Source organism: Variovorax sp. 160MFSha2.1, assembly GCF_048305075.1.
Classification (GTDB): Bacteria; Pseudomonadota; Gammaproteobacteria; order Burkholderiales; family Burkholderiaceae_C; genus Variovorax; species Variovorax guangxiensis.
In genome coordinates this window covers 887,254-907,806 of sequence record NZ_CP157624.1, presented here as the reverse complement: position 1 = coordinate 907,806, position 20,553 = coordinate 887,254, and the positions used below count along the sequence as shown (strand labels likewise).

Here is a 20,553-nt window from a genome sequence, read left to right as displayed (position 1 = left end):
CAAGGACCCGTTTCATGGACCTCCAGCTCCAGGACCAGCACGTACTCGTCACCGGCGGCAGCAAGGGCATCGGCCTGGCCTGCGCGCTCGGCTTCCTGCGCGAAGGCGCGCGCGTGAGCCTCGTCTCGCGCGACCTCGCCAACCTCGAACAGGGCCGCAGGACGCTGGCCGAGTCGTTCCCGCAGGCCGGCGCCCGCGTGTCCGTCCACGCAGCCGACCTCAAGGACCCGGCCGGCGCGCTCGCCGCGCTCGATGCCGCTGAACAGGCCTTCGGCCCCGTCGACGTGCTCGTCAACTCCGCCGGCGCCGCGCGCCGCACCCCGCCCGACGATCTCACGCCCGCGTCATGGCACGACGCGATGGACGCCAAGTACTTCACCTACATCCACATGATCGACCCCGTCGTGAAGCGCATGGGCCAGCGCGGCCGCGGCGCCATCGTCAACGTCATCGGCCAGGGCGGCAAGGTCGCCAGCCCCGTGCACATGGCAGGCGGCGCCGCCAACGCCGCCCTCATGCTCGTGAGCGCCGGCATGGCCGCCGCCTACGCCGCCAAGGGCGTGCGCGTGAACGCCGTGAACCCCGGCCTCACCCTCACCGAACGCCTGCAGGAAGGCATGAAGGCCGACGCCAAGCTGCAGGGCATCGACACCGACGAGGCCCTGGAGCGAGCCAAGGCAAGGCTGCCGCTGGGCCGCATCGCGACGCCGGAGGAAGTGGCGAACACGGTGCTGTTCCTGGCGTCGCCGAAGGCGAGTTATGTGACTGGCGCGATCGTGGCGATGGATGGTGCGGTGACGCCGATGATCTGAGGGAACGAGAAAGCACGGCGACATCAGGCGCCGCGGCCCTCACCCCAACCCTCTCCCGCAAGCGGGAGAGGGAGAAAAACGAGGCCGAGCGAAGCAAAGGCCCGTGTGGCTCCCCTCCCCTCTGGCTGCGCCGAGGAGCGCAGCGTTTCGCGGATCAGGGCTCGCAGCTGTCTGAGCGAAGCGAGTTCTGCGAGACCCCGCGAAACGCGAGCACCGCAGGTTGCCCCTTCGCAAAGCGAAGGGGTCGCAGACAGTGGGGTCGCCTTTCTTTTGCCTACTTTTCTTTGGCGAAGCAAAGAAAAGTAGGTCGCCTGCCGGGGCGAGTCCCGGCCCCGGGAAAAAACCTCAAGGCAACGCCAACAAAGCCTCGAACTTCCCAGCAAGAAATTCGACAAAAGCCCGAACCCGAGCCGGCACAAACCTCCCACTAGGCAACAACGCATGCAACGGATAAGGCTCAGTCTCCCAATCCGCCAGCAACCGAACGAGCCGCCCCTCGCGAATGTCATCGCGCACATCCAGCGCAGACTTCAGAGAAATCCCATACCCCGCCACAGTCCACTCCCGCGCCAGCGAAGCATCGTCCACGCTGCGGTTCCCATTCACCCGCACCTCCGTCCACTGCCCGTTCTGCGCAAACCGCCACACCCTGTGCCGACGTCCGGAGCGATTGAAGATCAGGCAGTTGTGATGCACCAGATCCTGCGGCACCCGAGGCGCCGGATGCCTCCGCAGGTAGTCGGGTGAAGCCGTGAGCAGCGGATTGGTGAGCGCGAACGGCCGCGCCACCAGCCGCGAATCCGCCAGCGCCCCGTACCGCAGCGCCACGTCGACCTCGTCGCGCATCACGTCCAGCGGCCGGTCGCCCACCGACAGCGACAGTTGCACGCCCGGATGCAGCGCGAGGAATTCGTCGAACCAAGGCAGCAGCGTGCTGCGCGTCAGGTCCGAAGGCGAAGCCACGCGCAGGGTGCCGACCAGCTCCCCGCGATCGGCCGTGACCAGCGATTCCCCCTCGTCGAGCAGCTCGAAGGCCCGAACCGCGTAGTCGAGCAGCGTCTGCCCTTGAGGCGTGAGCCGCATCGCCCGCGTCGACCGCTCGAACAGCCGCGCCCCGAGCTGCGCCTCCAGCCGCTTGAGCGTCGCGCTGGCCGCTGCCGGCGTGATCCCCAGTGCATGCGCGGCAGCCGTGAGCGTGCCCGCCCGCGCCGTATGCACCAGCACCTGCAGATCGGAGATATTTTCAATCTTCATTTGAAACTGTTGCTGATTTCAGCCTACTTATCAAACCAGCCTTGCGATCCTACAGTTCAATCATCGTCACAGAAAGGCCCTCCCATGAAAGCCATCGGCTACTACCAGTCCCTCCCCATCGAGAACCCCGAATCGCTGCAGGACATCGAGCTGCCCGCACCCGTGCCCGGCGCGCGCGACCTGCTGGTGCGCGTGAAGGCGGTGTCGGTCAACCCCGTGGACACCAAGGTCCGCAAGAACGCCGCGCCCGAGGCCGGCCAGGCCAAGGTGCTGGGCTGGGATGCGGTCGGCACGGTCGAGGCCGTCGGTGCCGGCGTGAAGAACTTCAAGGTCGGCGACCGCGTGTACTACTCGGGCTCGATCATCCGCCCCGGCACCAATGCCGAGTTGCACGCGGTGGACGAGCGCATCGCCGCCCTCGCCCCAAAGAGCCTCGACGACGCGCAAGCCGCCGCGCTGCCGCTGACCACCATCACCGCGTACGAGCTGCTGTTCGACCGCCTGCGTGTACCCAAGGGCGGCGGCGAAGGCCAGACGCTGCTGGTCACCGGCGGTGCGGGCGGCGTGGGCTCCATCCTCATCCAGCTCGCGCGCCAGCTGACGAAGCTGCGCGTGATCGCCACCGCCTCGCGCGCCGAGACGCGGGCCTGGTGCCTGGAGCTGGGCGCGCACGCGGTCATCGACCACTCGAAGCCGCTGGCCGCCGAGCTGAAGGCCGCCGGCATCGGCGAGGTCGACATGGTCGCCAGCCTCACGCAGACCGACCAGCACTACGCGCAGATCATCGAAAGCCTCAAGCCCCAGGGCCAGCTCGCGGTGATCGACGACATGAAGGTGCTCGACGCGATGCCGCTGAAGACCAAGTGCATCTCGCTGCACTGGGAGATGATGTTCGCGCGCTCGCGCTTCGAGACGCCCGACATCGCCGAGCAGGGCGCGCTGCTGGCCGAGGTGGCCGCGCTGGTGGACGCGGGCCGCATCCGCACCACGGCCAACGCAAGCTTCGGCACCATCAACGCCGCGAACCTGCGCCGCGCCCACGCGCTCATCGAGAGCGGCAAGGCGCAGGGCAAGGTGGTGCTGGCGGGGTTCTGATGAACTAGGACTGCCAGGGCAGCCCGCGCATGCGCTCGCGCTTTTCCTCTTCGTCGAAGTGCGCGAGCGACGGCTTGATGAGGTCGCTGCGCGCCACGATGCCCACCAGCGCGAACGACTGCGCGTCCTTCACCACCGGCAGGCGCTCCAGCCGGTGGCGCGCGAGCCGCGTGGCGACGGCCCGGCAGTTCTCGCCGGGCAGCGCGAAATAGAGCGGCACGTCGGCGCAGGCGTCGCCGACCGTGGCGATGGGGTCGCGCGTGCCGCGCGCGGCGAGCATGGCGCGATCGGCCACGCCGATCACCGCGCCATTGCGCAGCACCGGGAAGGCGCGGTGCGCCTGCCCCTCGCCGAAGTATTCGAACATCGCCTGCGCCAGCGGCATGGCGGCGTCGATGCTGCGCACCTCGCGCGTCATCACCTCTTCCACCGAATGCCGCTCCAGCGGATCGATGCCGTACTCGCGGTAGATGTGATAGCCGCGGCGCGCGATCTTCTCGGTGAGGATCGAGCGGCGCATCGTCAGCACGGTGAAGCCGTAGGCCACGGCCGAAGTGGCCAGCAGGGGCAGCAGCGCGTTGCTGTCGTGCGTGAGCCCGAAGGCGAAGATGGTGGCGGTGAGCGGCGCGCGCATCACGCCACCCAGCGTGGCCGCCATGCAGACCAGCGGCCACAGCATCGGGTCGTTGCCGGGCAGCACGTGCGACAGCACCACGCCGAGGCCCGCGCCCATCATCAGCAGCGGCGCGAGCACGCCGCCCGAGGTGCCCGAGCCCAGCGAGATGACCCAGATCACGGCCTTCACCGCCAGCAGCGCGACCACCACGCCGAGCGCCAGGTGGTTGTGCAGCAGGTCGCCGATCACGTCGTAGCCCACGCCCAGCGCGCGCGGCTGCAAGTAGCCGCCGATGCCCACCGCGAGGCCGCCGATGGCGGGCCACCACATCCAGTGCACCGGCAGCTTGCCGAACCAGTCTTCCACCTTGTAGAGCGAGATCGACAGCGATGCCGCGAGCGCGCCGCACAGCACGCCCGCGATCACGCACGACAGCATGGCGAGCGGGCCGGGCGCGGCCGTCTGCAGCGGAAAGAGCGGGCCCGGGTCCATCAGCAGCGGCCGCGCAAAGCCCGCCACCGCGCAGGCCACGGCCACCGGCAGCAGGCTGCGCGGGCGCAGCTCGAAGAGCAGCAGCTCCACGGCCAGCAGCACGGCCGCCACCGGCGTGCCGAACACCGCCGTCATGCCCGCGGTGGCGCCCGCCACCAGCAGCGCCTTGCGCTCGGCCGCGGTGAGGTGGAAGTGCTGCGCGATCAGCGAGCCGATGGCGCCGCCGGTCATGATGATCGGCCCCTCCGCGCCGAAGGGCCCGCCGCTGCCGATGACGATGCCCGAAGAGAGCGGCTTTAGCAGCGCCACCTTCGGCGACATGCGGCTCTTGCCGAACAGGATCGCCTCGATGGCCTCGGGAATGCCATGGCCGCGGATCTTGTCGGAGCCGTAGCGCGCCACCAGCCCGACGATGAGCCCGCCGATCACCGGCACCACGATGACCCAGGCGCCCAGCGTGTGCGTGGCCGGCGAGCGGTCGGCCAGCGAGAAGGTCTGGAAGAAGAACAGGTTGGTGAAGAAGCGGATCAGGTCGAGCAGCACGCGCGCGGCCACCGTGCTCACGGCGCCGATGACGGCGGCCATGACGGTGATGCGCATCAGGCGCGTGTTGAGCGCGAAGTCGCCGCGCGGCGGATGGGAGGTGGCCTTGGAGCTCATGGATTTTCCGGAAGATCGATCTGCGGCACGTCGAACACGCCTTTCAGCGAGCGCAACTCCGCGCGGTGGAGTTCAGCCAGCCTCGACAGCAGCTTCTCGCCCTTGGCGAGGAGATGCACTTCCACCTGCCGGCGGTCGGTTTCGCTGGGCCTGCGCTGCACCAGTTCGAGCGCCTCGCAGCGCGTGACCAGCGCGACCGCGCCGTGCGGCTGCAGTTGCAGGCGCTCGGCGATTTCGCCCACCGAGGCCCAGTCGCGCCCCGGCACGCCCTTGATGTGCAGCAGCACCAGGTACTGCTGCGGCGTGAGGCCCTCGGCCTGCGCGGCCCGTTCGGAGAAGCGCTCGAAACGGCGCATCTGGTAGCGGAACTGGGAAAGCGCCTCGAAGTCCTTCTTGGCGAGCTTGCGGGGTGTGGGAGCCATGGCGGTGCGGTTGGCGGAACGGCCGCGAATATATCACGTCATGATATAAATGCCGTGCGACACAATCGGCCGCATGACCACGGACATCATCGAAACCGACACGCCCCGCCTGCGTCTGCGCCAATGGCGCGACAGCGACCTGGCCCCCTTCTTCGAACTCGCGGGCGACCCGCTGGTGATGGAGTTCCTGCTGCCGCTGCCCACGCGCGCCGACAGCGACGCGGCGGTCGCGCGCACGCGCTCGCGCATCGCGGAGAACGGCTGGGGCTTCTGGGCGGTGGAGCACAGGGAGTCGGGCGAGTTCATGGGCTTCACCGGGCTCAACTCGCCGTCGGCCGAGCTGCCCTTCTCGCCCTGCGTGGAGATCGGCTGGCGCTTCGCGCGCAAGTGGTGGGGCCACGGCTATGCGAGCGAAGCGGCGCGCGCCGCGCTGCAGATAGGCTTCGAGCGGCTCGGCCTGGAGGAGATCGTCGCCTTCACCGCCTGGAACAACACCCGCTCGGCGGCGGTGATGCAGCGCGTCGGCATGACGGAGGACGCGGACGGCGCCTTCGACCATCCGCTGGTGCCCGAGGGGCACGCGCTGCGGCGGCACAGGCTCTACAGGCTGGGCCGCGCAGCCTGGCGGGCCGCGCGCGGCGATTCAGAATGAATGCAGCAGCAGTGCCGCGCCCGACACGATCGCGAACACCTGCACGAAGACGCGCAGCACGCGCCCGTTGATGTGCCGGTGCACCACGCGGCTGAGCACGGCGCCCACCACCAGTGCGGGCAGCAGTTGCGCGGCCGCCTGCAGTTGGGAGCCGTCGATGCGTCCCGCTGCCATCAGTGTGACCAGCGACACCAGCTCGCCGACGAGAAAGCACAGCGCGATGGTCGAGCGCATGGAGGGCGCCGGCTGGTGCTGGTAGACCAGCGCTAGCGGCGGACCGCCGATGCCGGTCGCGGTTTCGGTGATGCCGGTGACGAGGCCGGCCGCCACGAAGGCGCCGCGCCCCGGCGAGAAGGCCGGCATCAGCAGCGTCACCAGCGCCGCCGCGATGGTCGATGCGCCGACGAACAGCGACAGGTGGCTCGCGCTCAACGCCGCCAGCACCCAGAGTCCGCCGGCGGTGCCAAGCAGGCGCCCCCCGCTGATCCAGCCGGCGCCGACACGGTCGATCGCGCCGCGCTCACGCCACATCACGTAGAAATTCAGCGGAAGCATCAGCACCAGCACGCACACCGGCAGCAGGTCGGGGCGCACGATGCCGATCACCGGCGCGGCGATCAGCGCGAAGCCGACACCGGTCGCGCCCTGCACGAAGGCGGCGAACAGCACGGCTGCGGAGACGAGAAGAAGGTGCTGCGCGCTCACTGCGGACCCAGCCCCAGCCCGCCTTCGGCGCGCGCGCGGCACAGGCGCCGATGCTCGGCCGCCGTCGGATGCAGGCGCAGGATGGGCGCGCGGTCCATCGCCGCATGCGCGATCTCCGCGAGCCTGCGCTGCAGCGCCCGGGCGTCCCAGTCGGGCGGCCATCCCTCCCACAGGCGCAGGCGTCCGGCCACGAACACGGCGCTGATCTGGTCGCGGTTGCCCAGGCGCACCAGGTCCCAGGTGAGATCGACGGAAGTGCACATTTCGGGCGTGTCGACGTCGACGATCAGGAAGTCGGCCTGCTTGCCCACGGCGATCTCGCCGGTCAGTTGGTCCAGGCCCACGGCGCGCGCGCCTTCGTGCGTGGCGTGGTCGAACCAGGTCCAGCCGCCCCCGCTCGACGCATCGCCGACGGCCAGGCCGAAGGCCAGCTTCTGCGCGGCCTCGGCCGCGTCCATCAGGCGGAAGGCGTCGCTGCGCGTGGCATCGGTGCCGAGGCCGAAGCGGATGCCCATGGCCGCCATCAGGTTCGCGGGCGCCACGGCGTTGCCCTTCCACTGGCTGGCGACGGGGTTGTAGCTCACGGCGGTGTCGGTGTCGCGCAGCAGCACGAGTTCGGACGGCGTGACGAGCGTGCCGTGTGCGATGAGCACCTGCGGGCCCAGCGCGCCCAGCCGCGCCAGCAGCTCGAGCGGCCGGCAGCCGCGCTGGACCACCGAGCGCTCGACCGACGCGAGGTGCTCGTTGACGTGCGTCTGGAAGATGGCGCGCGCTTCGGCGCACAGGGACGAGACGCCGGCGAGCATCTCGTCAGAGGCGGCCTCGGGCACCGAGACGGCGAGCGACGGATGGACCAGCCCCTCGCGCGGCCAGCGGCCCAGGAAGTGTCCGGCCCGCGCCAGGATCTCCCGGCGCTCGCCGGCGCTGCTGTCGTTGCCGCCGTCGTTGCAGATCAGGCCGAGCACGCAGCGCAGCCCCGCTTCCTGCACGGCGGCCGCGATCGCGCCGATGTCGCCCGGCGCACGCGTGCCCGCGTCGCAGACGGTGGTGAAGCCGCCGCGCAGCGATTCGAGCGCCGCGAGCTTGGAGGCCAGGTAGACGAACTCGTCGTCCAGGCTGGATTCGAGCGGCACCCACACGCGGCGGAAGATCTCGGACGGCTCGCCATAGGCCAGCGACTTGCCGAAGGACTGCGTCAGGTGATGGTGCGCGTCGATCATGCCGGGCATGAGCAGCTTGCCGGGAAGGGCCAGCGGCGTGAGATGAGGGTGGCGCGCGGCAAGGACGCCGGCGGGGCCGACATCGCGGAACAGTCCGCCGGCCACCAGCACGGCATGGCCGGTGGCCGGGCCGTCGCGCAGCATCAGGTGGTCGGGAACGAGCAGCAGCTCGTCGGCCGCGAGCATCGCGGCATCGAGTTCAGGAGACATGGTGAAGAGAGGAGAAAGAAAGAGAGGAAACGTGGCCCGGCTCATGCCTGCGAAGCAGGCGCCATCTCGGTGCGCTCCGCGTGGACGCGGTTGAAGACCATGTTGAGCACCACCGCCGTGAGCGAGCCCATCGCCAGGCCGTTGCCCAGCACCAGCTGCAGCGTGTCGGGAAAGCGGCTGTAGAGCCCCGGCACGACGATGGGCAGCAGGCCCATGGTCAACGCGCCGGCCAGCACGAACATGTTGCCGCGCTCGTGCAGGTCGACCTTGCGCAGCATGTCGATGCCCATCGTGCCGATGATCGCGAACACCACCATCGCGGTGCCGCCCACCACGGCCGAGGGAATGGCGCTGGCCAGCCGGCCCAGCGGCGCCGACAGCGCGATGAGGATCAGGATCGCACCCGCCGTGGCGGTGACGTAGCGCGAGCGCACATTGGTGGCGCGCACGATGCCGATGTTCTCGCCGCTGGTGATGATCATCGACGTGCCGAACAGCCCGCCCGCCAGCGACACCAGCGCATCGCCGCGGATGGTGCGCGGCACGGCTTCGCGCGGATCGATCCTGCGGCCGACTACCTCGGCCACCGCCACCGTCTGGCCCGTGGCCTCGACCATCGAGATCACGCTGAAGATCAGCAGCGGCACGGCCGCCACCACGTCGAAATGCGGCATGCCGAAGGGCAGCAGCGTCGGCGCGCTCCAGAGCGGGCCGGCCGCGACGGAGCCGAAATCCATCAACCCGCAGGCCGCCGCCAGCAAGGTGCCCGCCAGCAGCCCCAGCAGCACCGCCAGTTGGCCGAGCATGCCCTTGAAAAGCCGCGCGAACAGCACCGTGAAGCCGATGGTCGCCAAGGCGAGCCCGATGTTCGCGGGATCGGCGAAAGTGGGCGAGCCGGCCTTGCCCGCGATGATGCCGCCGTACACCTTCACCAGGTTGATGGACACCAGCAGCAGCAAGGTGCCGATGACGATCTTCGGAAAGTAGCGCAGGCAGCGCGCGAACACCGGCAGCACCAGGAAATAGAACAGCGCGGTGAGGATCACCGCGCCGGAGGCGGTCTGCAGGTCGCGCTGCTGCGCGATGGTCACGAACATCACGATGGGCGCCCCGCCCGGCACCATGACGAAGGGCAGCCGCGCCCCGAACTTCCACGGCCCGAAGGATTGCAGCAGCGTGCCCACGCCGCACAGCAGAAAGGTGGCGCTGATCAGGTTGACCGTGAGGGCGGCGGGCAGGCCCAACGCCTTGGCCACCAGGAAAACGGAGGTGATGGGCACGGCAGCCATCACCAGCACATGCTGCAGGCCGAACAGGAGCAGTTGCGAAACGGGCAGCACGGCGTCGACGGCAGGGGCGTCGGATACACGGGACATGATCGAATCCTTTGACCGGATTGGCGCCCAAATCGATTTGGGCGTGCTCGCAAAAAAATCCGCCGAGGCGGGTGAAGTACATTCCGGGACAACGCGCCCAAAACGATTTGGGAATTGAAGCACCGGTTTTTGAAAAGGTCAACGGGATGAGTACCGAGCCATCGCCGCGAGCGAACATCAAGGACGTGGCGCGCGAAGCGGGCGTATCGCCCACCACCGTCTCGCATGCGCTCAACGCCCGCGGCCAGGTGGACGCCGAAACCCGCGCGCGCGTCGAGAAGGCCGCCCTGAAGCTCGGCTACCGGCCCAACCGCAACGCGCAGCGGCTGCGCACGGGCGAGGCGCACATGATCGTGCTGTTGTCGTCGATGCCGTTTGCTGTGGCGGGCGGCCCTTCGAGGCTCGGCTTCCTCATGGAAGTGGCGGCCGTGGCCGCCTCGGCCGCGCTCGACCGGAACCTGGCCCTGGTGCTGGCGCCACCCATGGAAACGGGGCGCGTGCCGATGGAACTGCTCGACGTGGACGGAGCGCTGGTCATCGAGCCCTCCGCCGGAGACCCGAACATGGACTACCTGCTGCGGCGCGGCCTGCCGGTGGTCGCGATCGGCAAGCCCGCCGAGGCGGCCGGAGGCGCCGAAAGCGGGACGGCCCTGCCGCCCTACGTCGACATCCATTCGGGCGACACCACCCGGCTGCTGCTGGAGCATCTGCACACGCAGGGCGCGCGCAGAATCGCGATGATCCTGGGCTCGGCGCAGCGCAACTCCTACGTGGAGGGCCAGGCCGCCTACCTCGCGTTCGCCGCCGCGCACCGGCAGGCGCCGCTGCTGTCGCTGGTCGACGAGGCGAAGGGCGAAAGCGGCGGCCGCGACGCCGCGCTGGCGCTGCTGGCGGCCCACCCCGACATCGACGCCTTCTGCGTGCCGGTGGATGCGTTCGCCACGGGCGCGGTCGCGGCGGTTCTGGAGACCGGCCGGCGCATTCCCGAGGACGTGATGGTCGCCACCCGCTACGACGGCCTGCGCGCCCGCACCAGCGTGCCGCCGCTCACTGCCGTGGACCTGCACCTGGACGAGGTGGCGCAGCAGGCCATCGCGCTGCTCTTCGATCACCTGCGCGGAGACACGGCGATGCGCAAGGTCGACGGGCCGGCGGCGCAGCTCGTGCCGCGGCTGTCGTCGGCCCGCCGGGGGTGACCGCCGCGAAGGGGCATTCGCAGGCTATCTGGCCTTCGACACCCGCCACACGGTGTTGCCCACGTCGTCCGCCACGATCAGCGCGCCGGCCTTGTCGAGCGCCACCCCCACCGGCCGGCCGTGCGCCTTCTCGTCGGCGCTCAGGAAACCGGTCAGCACATCGATCGGCGGCCCGCTGGGCTTGCCGCCGATGAAGGGCACGAACACCACCTTGTAGCCCGACTTGGGCTTGCGGTTCCACGAGCCGTGCTCGCCGATGAAGGCGCCGCTGGCGAACTGCTCGGGCATGCCGCCCGGACGCGAGAAGGCCATGCCCAGTGGCGCGACGTGCGAGCCCAGCGCGTAGTCGGGTGCGATGGCTTTGGCGACCATCTGCGGGTTCTGCGGCTGCACGCGCGCGTCGACCACGCCGCCGTAGTAGCTCCAGGGCCAGCCATAGAAGGCGCCGTCCTTCACCGAGGTGAGGTAGTCGGGCACGAGGTCGCTGCCGATCTCGTCGCGCTCGTTCACCACGGTCCACAGCACCTGGGTGTCGGGCTCCCAGCCCATGCCGTTGGGGTTGCGCAGGCCGCTGGCGAAGAGGCGCTTCTCGCCCGACTTCGTGTCGACCTCCCAGATGGCGGCGCGGCCCTCCTCGGCCGGCAGGCCGTTCTCGCCGATGTTGCTGTTGGAGCCGACGGTCACGTAGAGCTTGCTGCCGTCGGCGCTGGCGATGACGTTCTTGGTCCAGTGGTGGTTGATGCCGGCGGGCAGCTGCGTCACCAGCGTCGGGCTGGCGGTGATGGAGGTCTGGCCCTCGGTGTAGGGCACCTTCACCAGCGAATCGGCGTTGGCGACGAAGAGCTCGTTGCCGACCAGCGCCATGCCGTAGGGGGAGCGGAGGTTGGCCATGAACACCTGCTTCACCTCGGCGACGCCGTCGCCATCGGCGTCGCGCAGCAGGGTGATGCGGTTGGCGCTGGGCACGCCCGCGCCGGCGCGGCCCATGACCTTGCCCATGACCCAGTTGCGGATCTTGGCGATGGGGCCGCTGCCGCCGTCGTTGCTGTCGGCGGGCTTGGGCGGCTTGTTGCTCTCGGCCACGAGGATGTCGCCGTTGGGCAGCGTGTAGACCCAGCGCGGGTGGTCGAGGCCGCGCGCCAGCGCCGTCACCTTCAGGCCTTCGGCGGGAACGGGCGTCGCGGTGTCGGTCCAGCCGACTGCGGGGGCGACATTGACGGTGGGAATCAGGGTCTTGTTCGGCTCGACCAGCTGCGGGCGGGGACCGGTCGTCAGCTCGGGCGAGAGCTTGGCGGCCTCGCCGCAGCCGGCCACGAGCAACGCGGCCGCCAGGGCCAGGGCGCCGGCCTGCGGCCATGAAGACGGCATGCGGGTGGGTGCTTGCTGCTGTTTTTCCATGCGTGATCCTTCGCGCGACGGCATGCCGCACATCGCCATCTTCCCCAGCCCGGCGGGCCCGGGAGTGTCGGCCGTGGGCGCTTTCTGGCGTGGGCGCACCTCATTCGCGCATCGCCGCTACCATCGCCGGATGACCGACGACCTGTTCCGCGCCGACGCCTACCTGCGCAGCTGCGACGCCCGCATCGTGCGAATCGACGACACCGGCATCGTGCTGGACCGCACCGTGTTCTACCCGCTGGGCGGCGGACAGGCCGGAGACAGCGGCGTGCTGGCCCTGGCCGACGGGCGCGAAGTCGTCGTTGCCGACACCCGCAAGGCCAAGGACGCGGAAGGCCAGCCCACCGACGAGTTCATCCACGTGCCGGCACCGGGGCAGGACGAACTGCTGGCCGCGTTGAAGCCCGGCGACGCGCTCACCGCCCGCATCGACTGGGAGCGCCGCCACCGCCTGATGCGCTTCCACACCGCCACCCACCTGCTGTGCCACCTGGTGCCGCAGCCGGTGAACGGCTGCTCCATCACGCCCGAGTACGCGCGGCTCGACTTCCACATGACCGATCCGCTCGACAAGGACTCGCTGACGGCCGGCCTGGCCCGGCTGGTCGAGGCGGCCCATCCGCTGACGGTCGGCGCCATCACCGACGAGGAGCTCGACGCCAACCCGGCGCTGGTCAAGAGCATGAGCGTGCAGCCGCCGCGCGGCACGGGCACGGTGCGCACCATCCGCATCGGCGGAACCGGCGAGGGCCAGACGGCAATCGACTTCCAGCCCTGCGGCGGCACGCATGTTGCAAACACCGCCGAGATCGGGGCGGTGGTGGTCACCAAGATAGAGAAGAAGAGCGCCAACAGCCGACGCGTGGTGCTGGGCTGGGGCTCGCAAGCCGCCACGGCGGCCTGAACCAAGCCCCGGAACTTCGCCCCCACCGATTGCTCCGACTGACGGCATGATCTTCCCGCGCATCCAATTCGCTACGCTTCTGATAGCAACAGCCGCAGCCAGCATGCCGGCGCTGGCGCAATCGACACCCGAACTGGGGTCCAGGCCGGGCGCCGTGGTCACCACCCCCCATGTGCGCGCCGAACTCGTCGCCCATGCTCCCGACGGCGTGACACCCGGCGCCCCGGTCTGGGTCGGTCTGCAGATCGCGCACCAGCCCGAGTGGCACACCTACTGGAAGAACGCCGGCGATTCCGGCCTGCCCACCGAAATGACGTGGACGCTGCCGGCGGGCGTGTCCACCGGCGAGATCGCATGGCCGGCGCCGAAGAAGATCCCGGTCGGCAGCCTCGCCAACTACGGCTACGAGAACACCGTGCTGCTGCCGGTGCCGCTGGAGGTGTCCTCGCTCTACAAGCCGCCGGTGGCGCTGGGCGGCACCCCGGCGATGGACATCCAGCTCAAGGCCTCCTGGCTGGTCTGCCGCAAGGAATGCATTCCCGAGGAGGGCACCTTCACGCTGGCGCTGCCGCTGCAGGGCTCGACCGCGCTGCACAAGGCCGAGTTCGACACCGCCCTCGCCGCCCGCCCGCAGCCGCTGGCCAGGCCGGGCGCCGTCGAGGTCGAAGGCCACAGCCTGAAGGTGCGGCTCGAGGGCCTGCCCGCCGCCGCGCAGGGCAAGACGCTGGAGTTCTTCCCCGAGACACCCGAGGTGATCCGCACCGCGGCCGTCTCCGGCAAGGACTGGTCCCAATCCTGGCAAGGCGACACCTGGACCGCCACGATGCCGCTGGCCGACCAGCGCAGCGCCAGCCCCACCGTCATGCCGGTGGTGGTGACGCTGCCCGAGGCCGACCGGCAGGCCGGCCAGCCGGTGGCATGGCGCGCCGAGGCGCCGGTTTCGGGCGCCTGGCCCGCGGCCGCCGCGCCGCGGACAGCCGAGGTTTCACCAGCGCTGCAGGCCGCGCTCGCGGCCAATGCCGCGAATGCCGGTGCGGCAAAGGTCGCCGAACTGCCCGCCCCGTCTTCCACCACCTTCCTGGCCGCGCTGCTGGGCGCCCTGTTCGGCGGCCTGCTGCTGAACCTGATGCCCTGCGTGTTCCCGATCCTCGCGATCAAGGTGCTGGGCTTCGCGCGGCAGGCCGGCAACGCCAGCGCGCACCGCAAGGCCGGGCTGGCCTACACGGGCGGCGTGATGCTGTCATTCCTCGCGCTCGGCGGCGGCATGCTGGCGCTGCGCGCGGCCGGCGCCGGGCTGGGCTGGGGCTTCCAGCTGCAGTCGCCGGGCGTGGTGGCTGCTCTTGCCGCACTTTTCACGCTGATCGGGCTGAACCTCGCGGGCGTTTTCGAATTCGGCCGCGCCGCGCCCTCCTCGGTGTGCAGCGCGCAGGCCAGGCATCCGCTGGCCAACGACTTCCTTTCCGGCGTGCTCGCCGTGGTCATCGCATCGCCCTGCTCCGCGCCGTTCATGGGGGCCTCGCTCGGTTTCGCCATCGGCCTGCCGGCGGCGCAGGCGCTGCTGCTGTTCGTGGCGCTGGGCTTCGGGCTGGCGCTGCCGTACCTGGTGGCCGGTTTCGTGCCTGCCGTTGCCTACCTGCTGCCCAAGCCCGGCCCGTGGATGGGCACGCTGCGCCGCCTGCTGGCCTTCCCGATGTTCGCCACCGTGGCCTGGCTGGTGTGGGTGCTCGGCCAGCAAAGCGGCATCGACGGCGCGGGCACGCTGCTGGCGCTGCTGGTGTGCATGGCCGCCATCGTCTGGGCGCTCACGCTGCGCGGGCGCACGCGGCTGGTGATCGCGGGCGTGCTGATCGCCTTCACCGCCGTGCTCACCGCCGCCATCGGCCGCAACGTGCTGCAGGTGGTGGAGCCCGCGAAGCTGGCATCGGCCGCCACGAAGGACGGGGCCGGCCAGCGCTGGCAGCCCTGGTCCGCCGAGCGCGTGGCGCAGTTGTCGGATGCGGGCCGGCCGGTCTTCATCGACTTCACCGCCGCATGGTGCGTGACCTGCCAGTACAACAAGAAGAGCACCCTGTCCGACGAGCAGGTGCTGGCCGACTTCGACGCCAAGAAGGTCGCGATGCTGCGCGCCGACTGGACCCGCCGCGACCCCGCCATCACCGCCGCGCTCACCGCGCTGGGCCGCAGCGGCGTGCCGGTGTACGTGCTGCAGGCGCCGGGCAAGCCGCCCGTCGTGCTGACGGAGATACTGGGCAAGGACGAGGTCCGCGCCGCTATAGCCGCCCTTTGACCACCAGCGTGACATGGGTTGTCACAAGCACTTGAAGAAACCGTTCTAAGCTGCAGTTGTTGTTTGGAATTTTGTCTTGGAGTTCAAGCTGGCCATGTCTCTCTCGCCAACCGCCGACTCGCGTTCCTTCCGCGCCGCGCGCAACGCCCGCGCCGCCCTGAGCCGGGCCTCCCGCCGTGCCGTCGTCGCCGCCGCCGTGGCGCTGGGCGCGACCTTCCTGATGGGCGGCAATGCCGCCGCAGCGCCCGCCGTGGGCCAGCAGGCGCCCGATTTCGTGGCCGTCGACACCACCGGCGCCAAGCACAAGCTGTCCGATTTCGCGGGCAAGTTCGTGGTGCTCGAATGGACCAACCCCGGCTGCCCCTTCGTGCGCAAGCACTACGGCAGCGGCAACATGCCCGCCACGCAGAAGGCCGCCACCGACAAGGGCGTGGTGTGGCTGGCCATCAATTCCACCGAGCGCGCCGCCACCGACTACCTCAAGCCCGAGGCGCTCGACGCCTGGATGAAGTCGCAGAAGGCCGCGCCCACCGCCGTGCTGATGGACGAGGACGGCCTCATCGGCCAGGTCTACGGCGCGCGCACCACGCCGCACATCTTCATCATCGACCCCAAGGGCACGCTGGTGTACGCGGGCGGCATCGACAGCATCGCCTCGGCGCGGGTGGACGACATCAAGACCGCGACCAACTACGTGAACCAGGCCCTGGGCGAGGCCTTCGGCGGCAGGCCGATCTCGGCTGCCGCCACGCGGCCCTACGGCTGCTCGATCAAGTACAAGACCTGACGGCCGGGCAATTGGCCACACCCGCCGCGCGGCGGGTGACAGCTACCTGACCGCCGCAGTCAGGTAGCGGTCGGGGAGCCGCTACTACCCTTGGGCGAGCACATCGCCAGTACTGCCCAAGGGGACAACAAGATGAATCCTGCGCCCAGCGCCGCGCAAAAGGGCAACGCTGCCCGCGCCTCCACCGCTTCCTCCTCCAAGTTCGCCACCGTCCTGCGCGTGACGGGCGGCAACTTCATGGAGATGTTCGACTTCTTCCTGTTCGGCTTCTACGCCACGCAGATCTCGAAGGCCTTCTTCCCGGCCGGCAACGAGTTCGCCTCGCTGATGCTGACCTTCATGACCTTCGGCGCCGGCTTCCTGATGCGGCCGCTGGGCGCGATCTTCCTGGGCGCGTATGTCGACCGCGTCGGCCGCCGCCAGGGCCTGATCGTCACGCTCGCGCTGATGGCGCTGGGCACGCTGCTGATCGCCTGCGTGCCTTCGTACGCGACCATCGGCCTCGCCGCGCCGGTGCTGGTGCTGATCGGCCGGCTGCTGCAGGGCTTCTCGGCCGGCGTGGAGCTCGGCGGCGTGTCGGTGTACCTGTCGGAGATGGCGACGCCGGGCCACAAGGGCTTCTACGTGAGCTGGCAGTCGGCCAGCCAGCAGGTGGCCATCGTCGTGGCGGCCGCCCTGGGCTACTGGCTCAACGTGACCTTCACGCCGCAGGAGATCGGCGACTTCTACTGGCGCATCCCCTTCTTCGTGGGCTGCCTGATCGTGCCGGTGCTGTTCATCATCCGCCGCTCGCTGCAGGAGACCGAGGAGTTCATGGCGCGCAAGCACCGCCCCGACGCGCGCGAGATCTTCCGCTCGATGGTCGCCAACTGGGGCCTCGTCATCGCCGGGATGATGCTGGTGTCGATGACCACCGTGTCGTTCTACCTGATCACCGTCTACACGCCCACCTTCGGCAAGGCCGTGCTGCACCTGAGCACCACCGACGCGCTGATCGTCACGCTGTGCGTGGCCATCTCCAACTTCATCTGGCTGCCGATCATGGGCGCGCTGTCCGACCGGGTGGGCCGCAAGCCGCTGCTGATCGTGTTCACGGTGCTGACCATCCTCACGGCCTACCCGGCCCTCAAGTGGCTGGTGGGCGCGCCGAGCTTCGCGCGCATGCTCGAAGTGGAGCTGTGGCTGTCGTTCCTGTACGCGAGCTACAACGGCGCGATGGTGGTCGCGCTCACCGAGGTGATGCCGGTCAACGTGCGCACCGCCGGCTTCTCGCTGGCCTACAGCCTGGCCACCGCGATCTTCGGCGGCTTCACGCCGGCCATCGCCACGGGGCTTATCGAGATGACCGGCGACAAGGGTGCGCCGGGCCTGTGGATGACGGGCGCCGCAGTGTGCGGCCTGATCGCCACGCTGGTGCTGTACCGCCGCAACGTGAATCCGGCCGACGCCGGGCGCGTACCGGTGGTCTGATCGACGGCTACTACCAGCTGCCCGAGGCGCCGCCTCCGCTGCTGGAGCCGCCTCCGCCGGACGAGGAACTGCCCGACGAACTGCTGCCACTGCTGCTCGAAGAACTGCTCGACGAGCCGCTGCTCCAGCCGCTGTCCGAGCTGTCGCCATCGCCGCCGCCCGAGCCGAAGGTCGGGAAGACGAACATGAAAAGCAGCGCCAGCAAGGTCGCGACGGCCACCGGGATCCACGTCTCGCCTGGGAACGGTCCGGGCTCGGTGATCGCCACCGCTGCAACGGCCACGCCCGCCACCACGATCCAGCGGATCACGAAGCCCCACGCGCTGCCGTCGCGCCAGGTGTTGCGGACGCCGAAGACGATGACCGTGGCCAGCAGGCCCGCGCCGCCGATGCCCAGCGCCCACAGGAAGCCGGGCCAGAAGGCCTCGCCGCCGACCATGAAGGCGATGCACGCCAGCGCCGCGATCACCGCCGCGATGCCGCCGAGCACATAGGCCACCTCCTTCACGCGGCCGCAGAGGTAGCCGAGGCCGTAGAGGAAGAGCGCGGGAATCGCCAGGGCCATTGCCATGAACGGGTTCAGCAGCATGGCCGCCCCGCCCAGCGGACCCGCGCCGACCAGGCCGAGCACGAGCCGCCAGTCGCGCGGCCTGGCGGGCGCTTCGGGTTCGATCTCCCGCAGCGCCTGCGCCCAGGGCTCGGGCCGCTGCACGCGGCGACCGCGCTTGCCCGAACGCTTGCCGCGCGAAGGCGGCCGCGCGGCGCGGCGGCGCGTGCCGACCAGCGGCCCCGCGCCCAGCCCATGCCACGCCCCCACGCCGATGCTCCACAGCATGACGCCGAGGAAGGCCTTGCCTTCGGGCGTGAGCCCCCCGCCGGATGCCGCCGGCACAGGGTCTTCGTCCACCGGCAGCGGCGTGGGCGAGCTGTCCGATGCGAGCGTGTCCGGCAATGCCGCCGGCGCGCCGATCAACCGCGACAGCGCGCGCACCGCGTCCTTCAGGCCGGCCGCGTAGTCGCCCTCGCGAAAGCGCGGCACCATCTGCCGGTCGATGACGGAGGACGCCTGGATGTCGGTGATCGTGCCTTCGAGGCCCTTGCCGACCTCGATGCGCATCCGGCGGTCCTTCAGCGCGACGAGCACCAGCACGCCGTCGTCCTCGTCCTTGCGGCCCAGCTTCCAGCGCGCGAACACGCGCGTGGCGTATTGCTCGATCGCCTCCTGGCCCGTCGTCGGCACGATCAGCACCGCGAGCTGCGCCTGCGTGCTGCTCTCGAGCTCCGAGATGTCGTTGCGCAGCGCGTCGGCATCGCCCGCGCTCAGCGTGTTCGTGAGATCGACCACGCGCGTCTTCATCGGCGGCACGGGCACGAGGGCCGTCTTCGTCTGCGCGAACGCCGGGCATGAGCCGAGCGCGATGCACAGCAAGATCGGGACGCAGAAGAGCCACGCCCAGGCCCTCGATTGCCTCCTGCCGGCGTTCAACGCGACGGAAGCGGATTTTGTAGAAAGCATGAGGCAGGATAGCGCCTGCCCCACCCCTCCTTGCCGCCCCCGCGCGGCTTCAGCCCGGCTGCGCGACAGCCACCGTCTTCGGTTCCAGGAAGGCCTCCATGCCGAAGAGCCCGAACTCCCTGCCGATGCCCGACTGCTTCACGCCTCCGAAGGGCGCGCTCAGCTCGGGCGTGACCCGGTTGACCAGCACCGTGCCGGCGCGCAGCCGCGAAGCCACATCCAGCGCGCGCTGCTGCTGCGAGGAGAAGACATAAGCCTGCAGGCCGTACGGCGAGTCGTTGGCGATCTCCACCGCCTCGTCCTCGCCGTCGTAGCCGATCACCGAGAGCACCGGCCCGAAGATCTCCTCGCGCGCGATGTCCATGTCGTTGCGCACGTTCGCGAACACGGTGGGCCGCACGAACCAGCCCTTGTCGAAGCCATCCGGGCGGCCCTCGCCGCCGGCCACGAGCGTCGCGCCCTGCTCGAGCCCGCGGCGGATGTAGCGCTGCACCCGCTCGAACTGCGCCTTGCTCGCCAGCGGCCCGACCGCGGTGGCGGGGTCGCGCGGATCGCCCACGCGCATGGCCGCAGCCGCCGCGCGCAAGAGCTCGATAGCCTGCGCCATCTGCGGGTTGGGAATCAGCAGGCGCGTGCCCGCCACGCAGGCCTGGCCGTTGTTCATGAAGGCCGCGCCCAGCGCCATGGGCAGCACCGTCGGCAGGTCGGCATCGTCCAGCACCAAGGTGGCCGACTTGCCCGAGAGCGCGAGGCTCACGCGCTTGAGCGTGTCCAGGCCCGCGCGTGCGATGAGCTTGCCGGTGGCCGTGGAGCCGGTGAACGAAATCTTGGCGATGGCCGGATGGGTGGCGATCTCGTCGCCCACGTCGCCGCCGCGCCCGAGCAGCACGTTGACCGCGCCCGCCGGCAGGCCGGCCTCGTGCAGCGCCTCGGTCACGACCTGTGCCTGCAGCGGACTGAACTCGCTGGGCTTGATCACCGATGCGCAGCCCGCGGCGATGGCCGAGGCCAGCTTGCTGCAGATGCTCCCGGCGGTGCTGTTCCAGGGCGCGATGAGGCCGGCGACGCCGACCGGCTCCATGCGCACGATGGCGTCGCCCATGCGGCGCTCGAACTCGTAGCCTTCCAGCATGCGCGCCGTGTCGGCAAAGCATTGCGAGGCGTAGTTGCTGACCCATCGCGAGCGGGCCAGCGGACCGCCGTACTCCTCGATGGTGGCTTCGCAGATCTGCTCGGTGCGCGCGAGCACGGCGGCTTCGAGGCGCCTGAGCATGTCGATGCGCTGCGCCTTGGTACTGGCCGCCAACACTGGCTGCGCCCGGCTCGCGGCCTCGATCGCGCGCTTCGCGTCGTCGCGGTTCGCCAGCGTCACGGTGCCGATAGGCTGGCCGGTGGCCGGGCTGACGATCTCCAGCCGCTCGCTGCCCTGCACGGGCACGAAGGCGCCGTCGATGTAGGCCTGATGGATGTTCCACATGGCG

The 20,553-nt window shown here is 70.1% G+C and carries 17 protein-coding genes; 8 read left to right on the top strand and 9 right to left on the bottom strand.

The window, feature by feature from the left end:
• The first annotated feature begins 14 nt into the window (after nt 1–14).
• Nucleotides 15–812 (top strand): SDR family oxidoreductase, encoded by a 798-nt coding sequence (locus ABL838_RS03875; RefSeq protein WP_418124232.1) that lies wholly within the window; start codon nt 15–17, stop codon nt 810–812.
• Between the two features lie 345 nt (nt 813–1,157).
• Here the strand turns inward: ABL838_RS03875 and ABL838_RS03870 are convergent, their stop codons facing one another.
• Complete coding sequence (locus ABL838_RS03870; protein WP_418124230.1) at nt 1,158–2,066, bottom strand: LysR family transcriptional regulator; 909 nt, start codon at nt 2,064–2,066, stop codon at nt 1,158–1,160.
• A gap of 84 nt (nt 2,067–2,150) precedes the next feature.
• On the opposite strand from ABL838_RS03870, the gene ABL838_RS03865 reads away from it, so the two are divergent.
• Complete coding sequence (locus ABL838_RS03865) at nt 2,151–3,161, top strand: zinc-binding alcohol dehydrogenase family protein (protein ID WP_418124228.1); 1,011 nt, start codon at nt 2,151–2,153, stop codon at nt 3,159–3,161.
• Nucleotides 3,162–3,165: 4 nt separating this feature from the next.
• Here the strand turns inward: ABL838_RS03865 and ABL838_RS03860 are convergent, their stop codons facing one another.
• Nucleotides 3,166–4,929, bottom strand: a complete 1,764-nt coding sequence (locus ABL838_RS03860; protein ID WP_184634411.1) for a chloride channel protein — start codon at nt 4,927–4,929, stop codon at nt 3,166–3,168.
• Nucleotides 4,926–5,351, bottom strand: coding sequence for a MarR family winged helix-turn-helix transcriptional regulator (locus ABL838_RS03855; protein WP_126021597.1), 426 nt, complete (start codon nt 5,349–5,351; stop codon nt 4,926–4,928). Before ABL838_RS03855 ends, ABL838_RS03860 begins: the two co-directional genes overlap by 4 nt.
• Before the next feature lie 73 nt (nt 5,352–5,424).
• Between ABL838_RS03855 and ABL838_RS03850 the strand changes: the two genes are divergently transcribed.
• Nucleotides 5,425–6,003, top strand: a complete 579-nt coding sequence (locus ABL838_RS03850; protein WP_418124226.1) for a GNAT family N-acetyltransferase — start codon at nt 5,425–5,427, stop codon at nt 6,001–6,003.
• Here ABL838_RS03850 and ABL838_RS03845 read toward each other — a convergent pair.
• Genes ABL838_RS03845 through ABL838_RS03835 form a run of 3 tightly spaced genes read right to left on the bottom strand, consistent with a single transcriptional unit; the run spans nt 5,995 to nt 9,514 of the window.
• Complete coding sequence (locus ABL838_RS03845; RefSeq protein WP_184634408.1) at nt 5,995–6,708, bottom strand: sulfite exporter TauE/SafE family protein; 714 nt, start codon at nt 6,706–6,708, stop codon at nt 5,995–5,997. The genes ABL838_RS03850 and ABL838_RS03845 overlap by 9 nt on opposite strands.
• Complete coding sequence (locus ABL838_RS03840) at nt 6,705–8,138, bottom strand: amidohydrolase family protein (RefSeq protein WP_418124225.1); 1,434 nt, start codon at nt 8,136–8,138, stop codon at nt 6,705–6,707. The genes ABL838_RS03845 and ABL838_RS03840 overlap by 4 nt, the downstream gene beginning before the upstream one ends.
• A 41-nt stretch (nt 8,139–8,179) precedes the next feature.
• The gene (locus tag ABL838_RS03835) at nt 8,180–9,514 is read right to left on the bottom strand and encodes a uracil-xanthine permease family protein (protein ID WP_184634404.1); all 1,335 of its coding nucleotides are present in this window, start codon (nt 9,512–9,514) and stop codon (nt 8,180–8,182) included.
• A gap of 146 nt (nt 9,515–9,660) precedes the next feature.
• Between ABL838_RS03835 and ABL838_RS03830 the strand changes: the two genes are divergently transcribed.
• Nucleotides 9,661–10,710, top strand: a complete 1,050-nt coding sequence (locus ABL838_RS03830; RefSeq protein WP_418124222.1) for a LacI family DNA-binding transcriptional regulator — start codon at nt 9,661–9,663, stop codon at nt 10,708–10,710.
• 24 nt (nt 10,711–10,734) lie between these two features.
• On the opposite strand, the gene ABL838_RS03825 is transcribed toward ABL838_RS03830, so the two are convergent.
• Nucleotides 10,735–12,108 (bottom strand): PQQ-dependent sugar dehydrogenase, encoded by a 1,374-nt coding sequence (locus ABL838_RS03825; protein WP_418124220.1) that lies wholly within the window; start codon nt 12,106–12,108, stop codon nt 10,735–10,737.
• Nucleotides 12,109–12,238: 130 nt separating this feature from the next.
• Here ABL838_RS03825 and ABL838_RS03820 point away from each other — a divergent pair, with 130 nt between their 5' ends.
• The 4 genes from ABL838_RS03820 (at nt 12,239) to ABL838_RS03805 (ending at nt 17,556) form a co-directional block, all read left to right on the top strand.
• Nucleotides 12,239–13,012 carry an alanyl-tRNA editing protein gene (locus tag ABL838_RS03820; RefSeq protein ID WP_184636642.1) on the top strand — a complete coding sequence of 258 codons (774 nt, stop codon included), beginning with the start codon at nt 12,239–12,241 and terminating at the stop codon, nt 13,010–13,012.
• 46 nt (nt 13,013–13,058) lie between these two features.
• Nucleotides 13,059–15,299, top strand: a complete 2,241-nt coding sequence (locus tag ABL838_RS03815) for a protein-disulfide reductase DsbD family protein (RefSeq protein ID WP_418124218.1) — start codon at nt 13,059–13,061, stop codon at nt 15,297–15,299.
• Between the two features lie 94 nt (nt 15,300–15,393).
• A complete protein-coding gene (locus ABL838_RS03810; protein WP_184634398.1) occupies nt 15,394–16,086 on the top strand; it encodes a thioredoxin family protein in 693 nt (230 codons plus the stop codon).
• Nucleotides 16,087–16,218: 132 nt separating this feature from the next.
• A complete protein-coding gene (locus ABL838_RS03805; RefSeq protein WP_418124216.1) occupies nt 16,219–17,556 on the top strand; it encodes an MFS transporter in 1,338 nt (445 codons plus the stop codon).
• Between the two features lie 10 nt (nt 17,557–17,566).
• On the opposite strand, the gene ABL838_RS03800 is transcribed toward ABL838_RS03805, so the two are convergent.
• A complete protein-coding gene (locus ABL838_RS03800) occupies nt 17,567–18,985 on the bottom strand; it encodes a TPM domain-containing protein (RefSeq protein WP_418124214.1) in 1,419 nt (472 codons plus the stop codon).
• 136 nt (nt 18,986–19,121) lie between these two features.
• Entirely contained in the window at nt 19,122–20,549 is a 1,428-nt protein-coding gene (locus ABL838_RS03795; protein WP_418124212.1) for an aldehyde dehydrogenase family protein, read from the bottom strand.
• Nucleotides 20,550–20,553: the final 4 nt, after the last annotated feature.

Coding starts and splice junctions, on each gene's coding strand:
- ABL838_RS03805 (WP_418124216.1), top strand. CDS start 16,219: ATGAATCCTGCGCCCAGCGCCGCGCAAAAGGGCAACGCTGCCCGCGCC.
- ABL838_RS03815 (WP_418124218.1), top strand. CDS start 13,059: ATGATCTTCCCGCGCATCCAATTCGCTACGCTTCTGATAGCAACAGCC.
- ABL838_RS03835 (WP_184634404.1), bottom strand. CDS start 9,514: ATGTCCCGTGTATCCGACGCCCCTGCCGTCGACGCCGTGCTGCCCGTT.
- ABL838_RS03850 (WP_418124226.1), top strand. CDS start 5,425: ATGACCACGGACATCATCGAAACCGACACGCCCCGCCTGCGTCTGCGC.
- ABL838_RS03875 (WP_418124232.1), top strand. CDS start 15: ATGGACCTCCAGCTCCAGGACCAGCACGTACTCGTCACCGGCGGCAGC.
- ABL838_RS03795 (WP_418124212.1), bottom strand. CDS start 20,549: ATGTGGAACATCCATCAGGCCTACATCGACGGCGCCTTCGTGCCCGTG.
- ABL838_RS03840 (WP_418124225.1), bottom strand. CDS start 8,138: ATGTCTCCTGAACTCGATGCCGCGATGCTCGCGGCCGACGAGCTGCTG.
- ABL838_RS03820 (WP_184636642.1), top strand. CDS start 12,239: ATGACCGACGACCTGTTCCGCGCCGACGCCTACCTGCGCAGCTGCGAC.
- ABL838_RS03830 (WP_418124222.1), top strand. CDS start 9,661: ATGAGTACCGAGCCATCGCCGCGAGCGAACATCAAGGACGTGGCGCGC.
- ABL838_RS03860 (WP_184634411.1), bottom strand. CDS start 4,929: ATGAGCTCCAAGGCCACCTCCCATCCGCCGCGCGGCGACTTCGCGCTC.
- ABL838_RS03870 (WP_418124230.1), bottom strand. CDS start 2,066: ATGAAGATTGAAAATATCTCCGATCTGCAGGTGCTGGTGCATACGGCG.
- ABL838_RS03865 (WP_418124228.1), top strand. CDS start 2,151: ATGAAAGCCATCGGCTACTACCAGTCCCTCCCCATCGAGAACCCCGAA.
- ABL838_RS03855 (WP_126021597.1), bottom strand. CDS start 5,351: ATGGCTCCCACACCCCGCAAGCTCGCCAAGAAGGACTTCGAGGCGCTT.
- ABL838_RS03810 (WP_184634398.1), top strand. CDS start 15,394: ATGTCTCTCTCGCCAACCGCCGACTCGCGTTCCTTCCGCGCCGCGCGC.
- ABL838_RS03825 (WP_418124220.1), bottom strand. CDS start 12,108: ATGGAAAAACAGCAGCAAGCACCCACCCGCATGCCGTCTTCATGGCCG.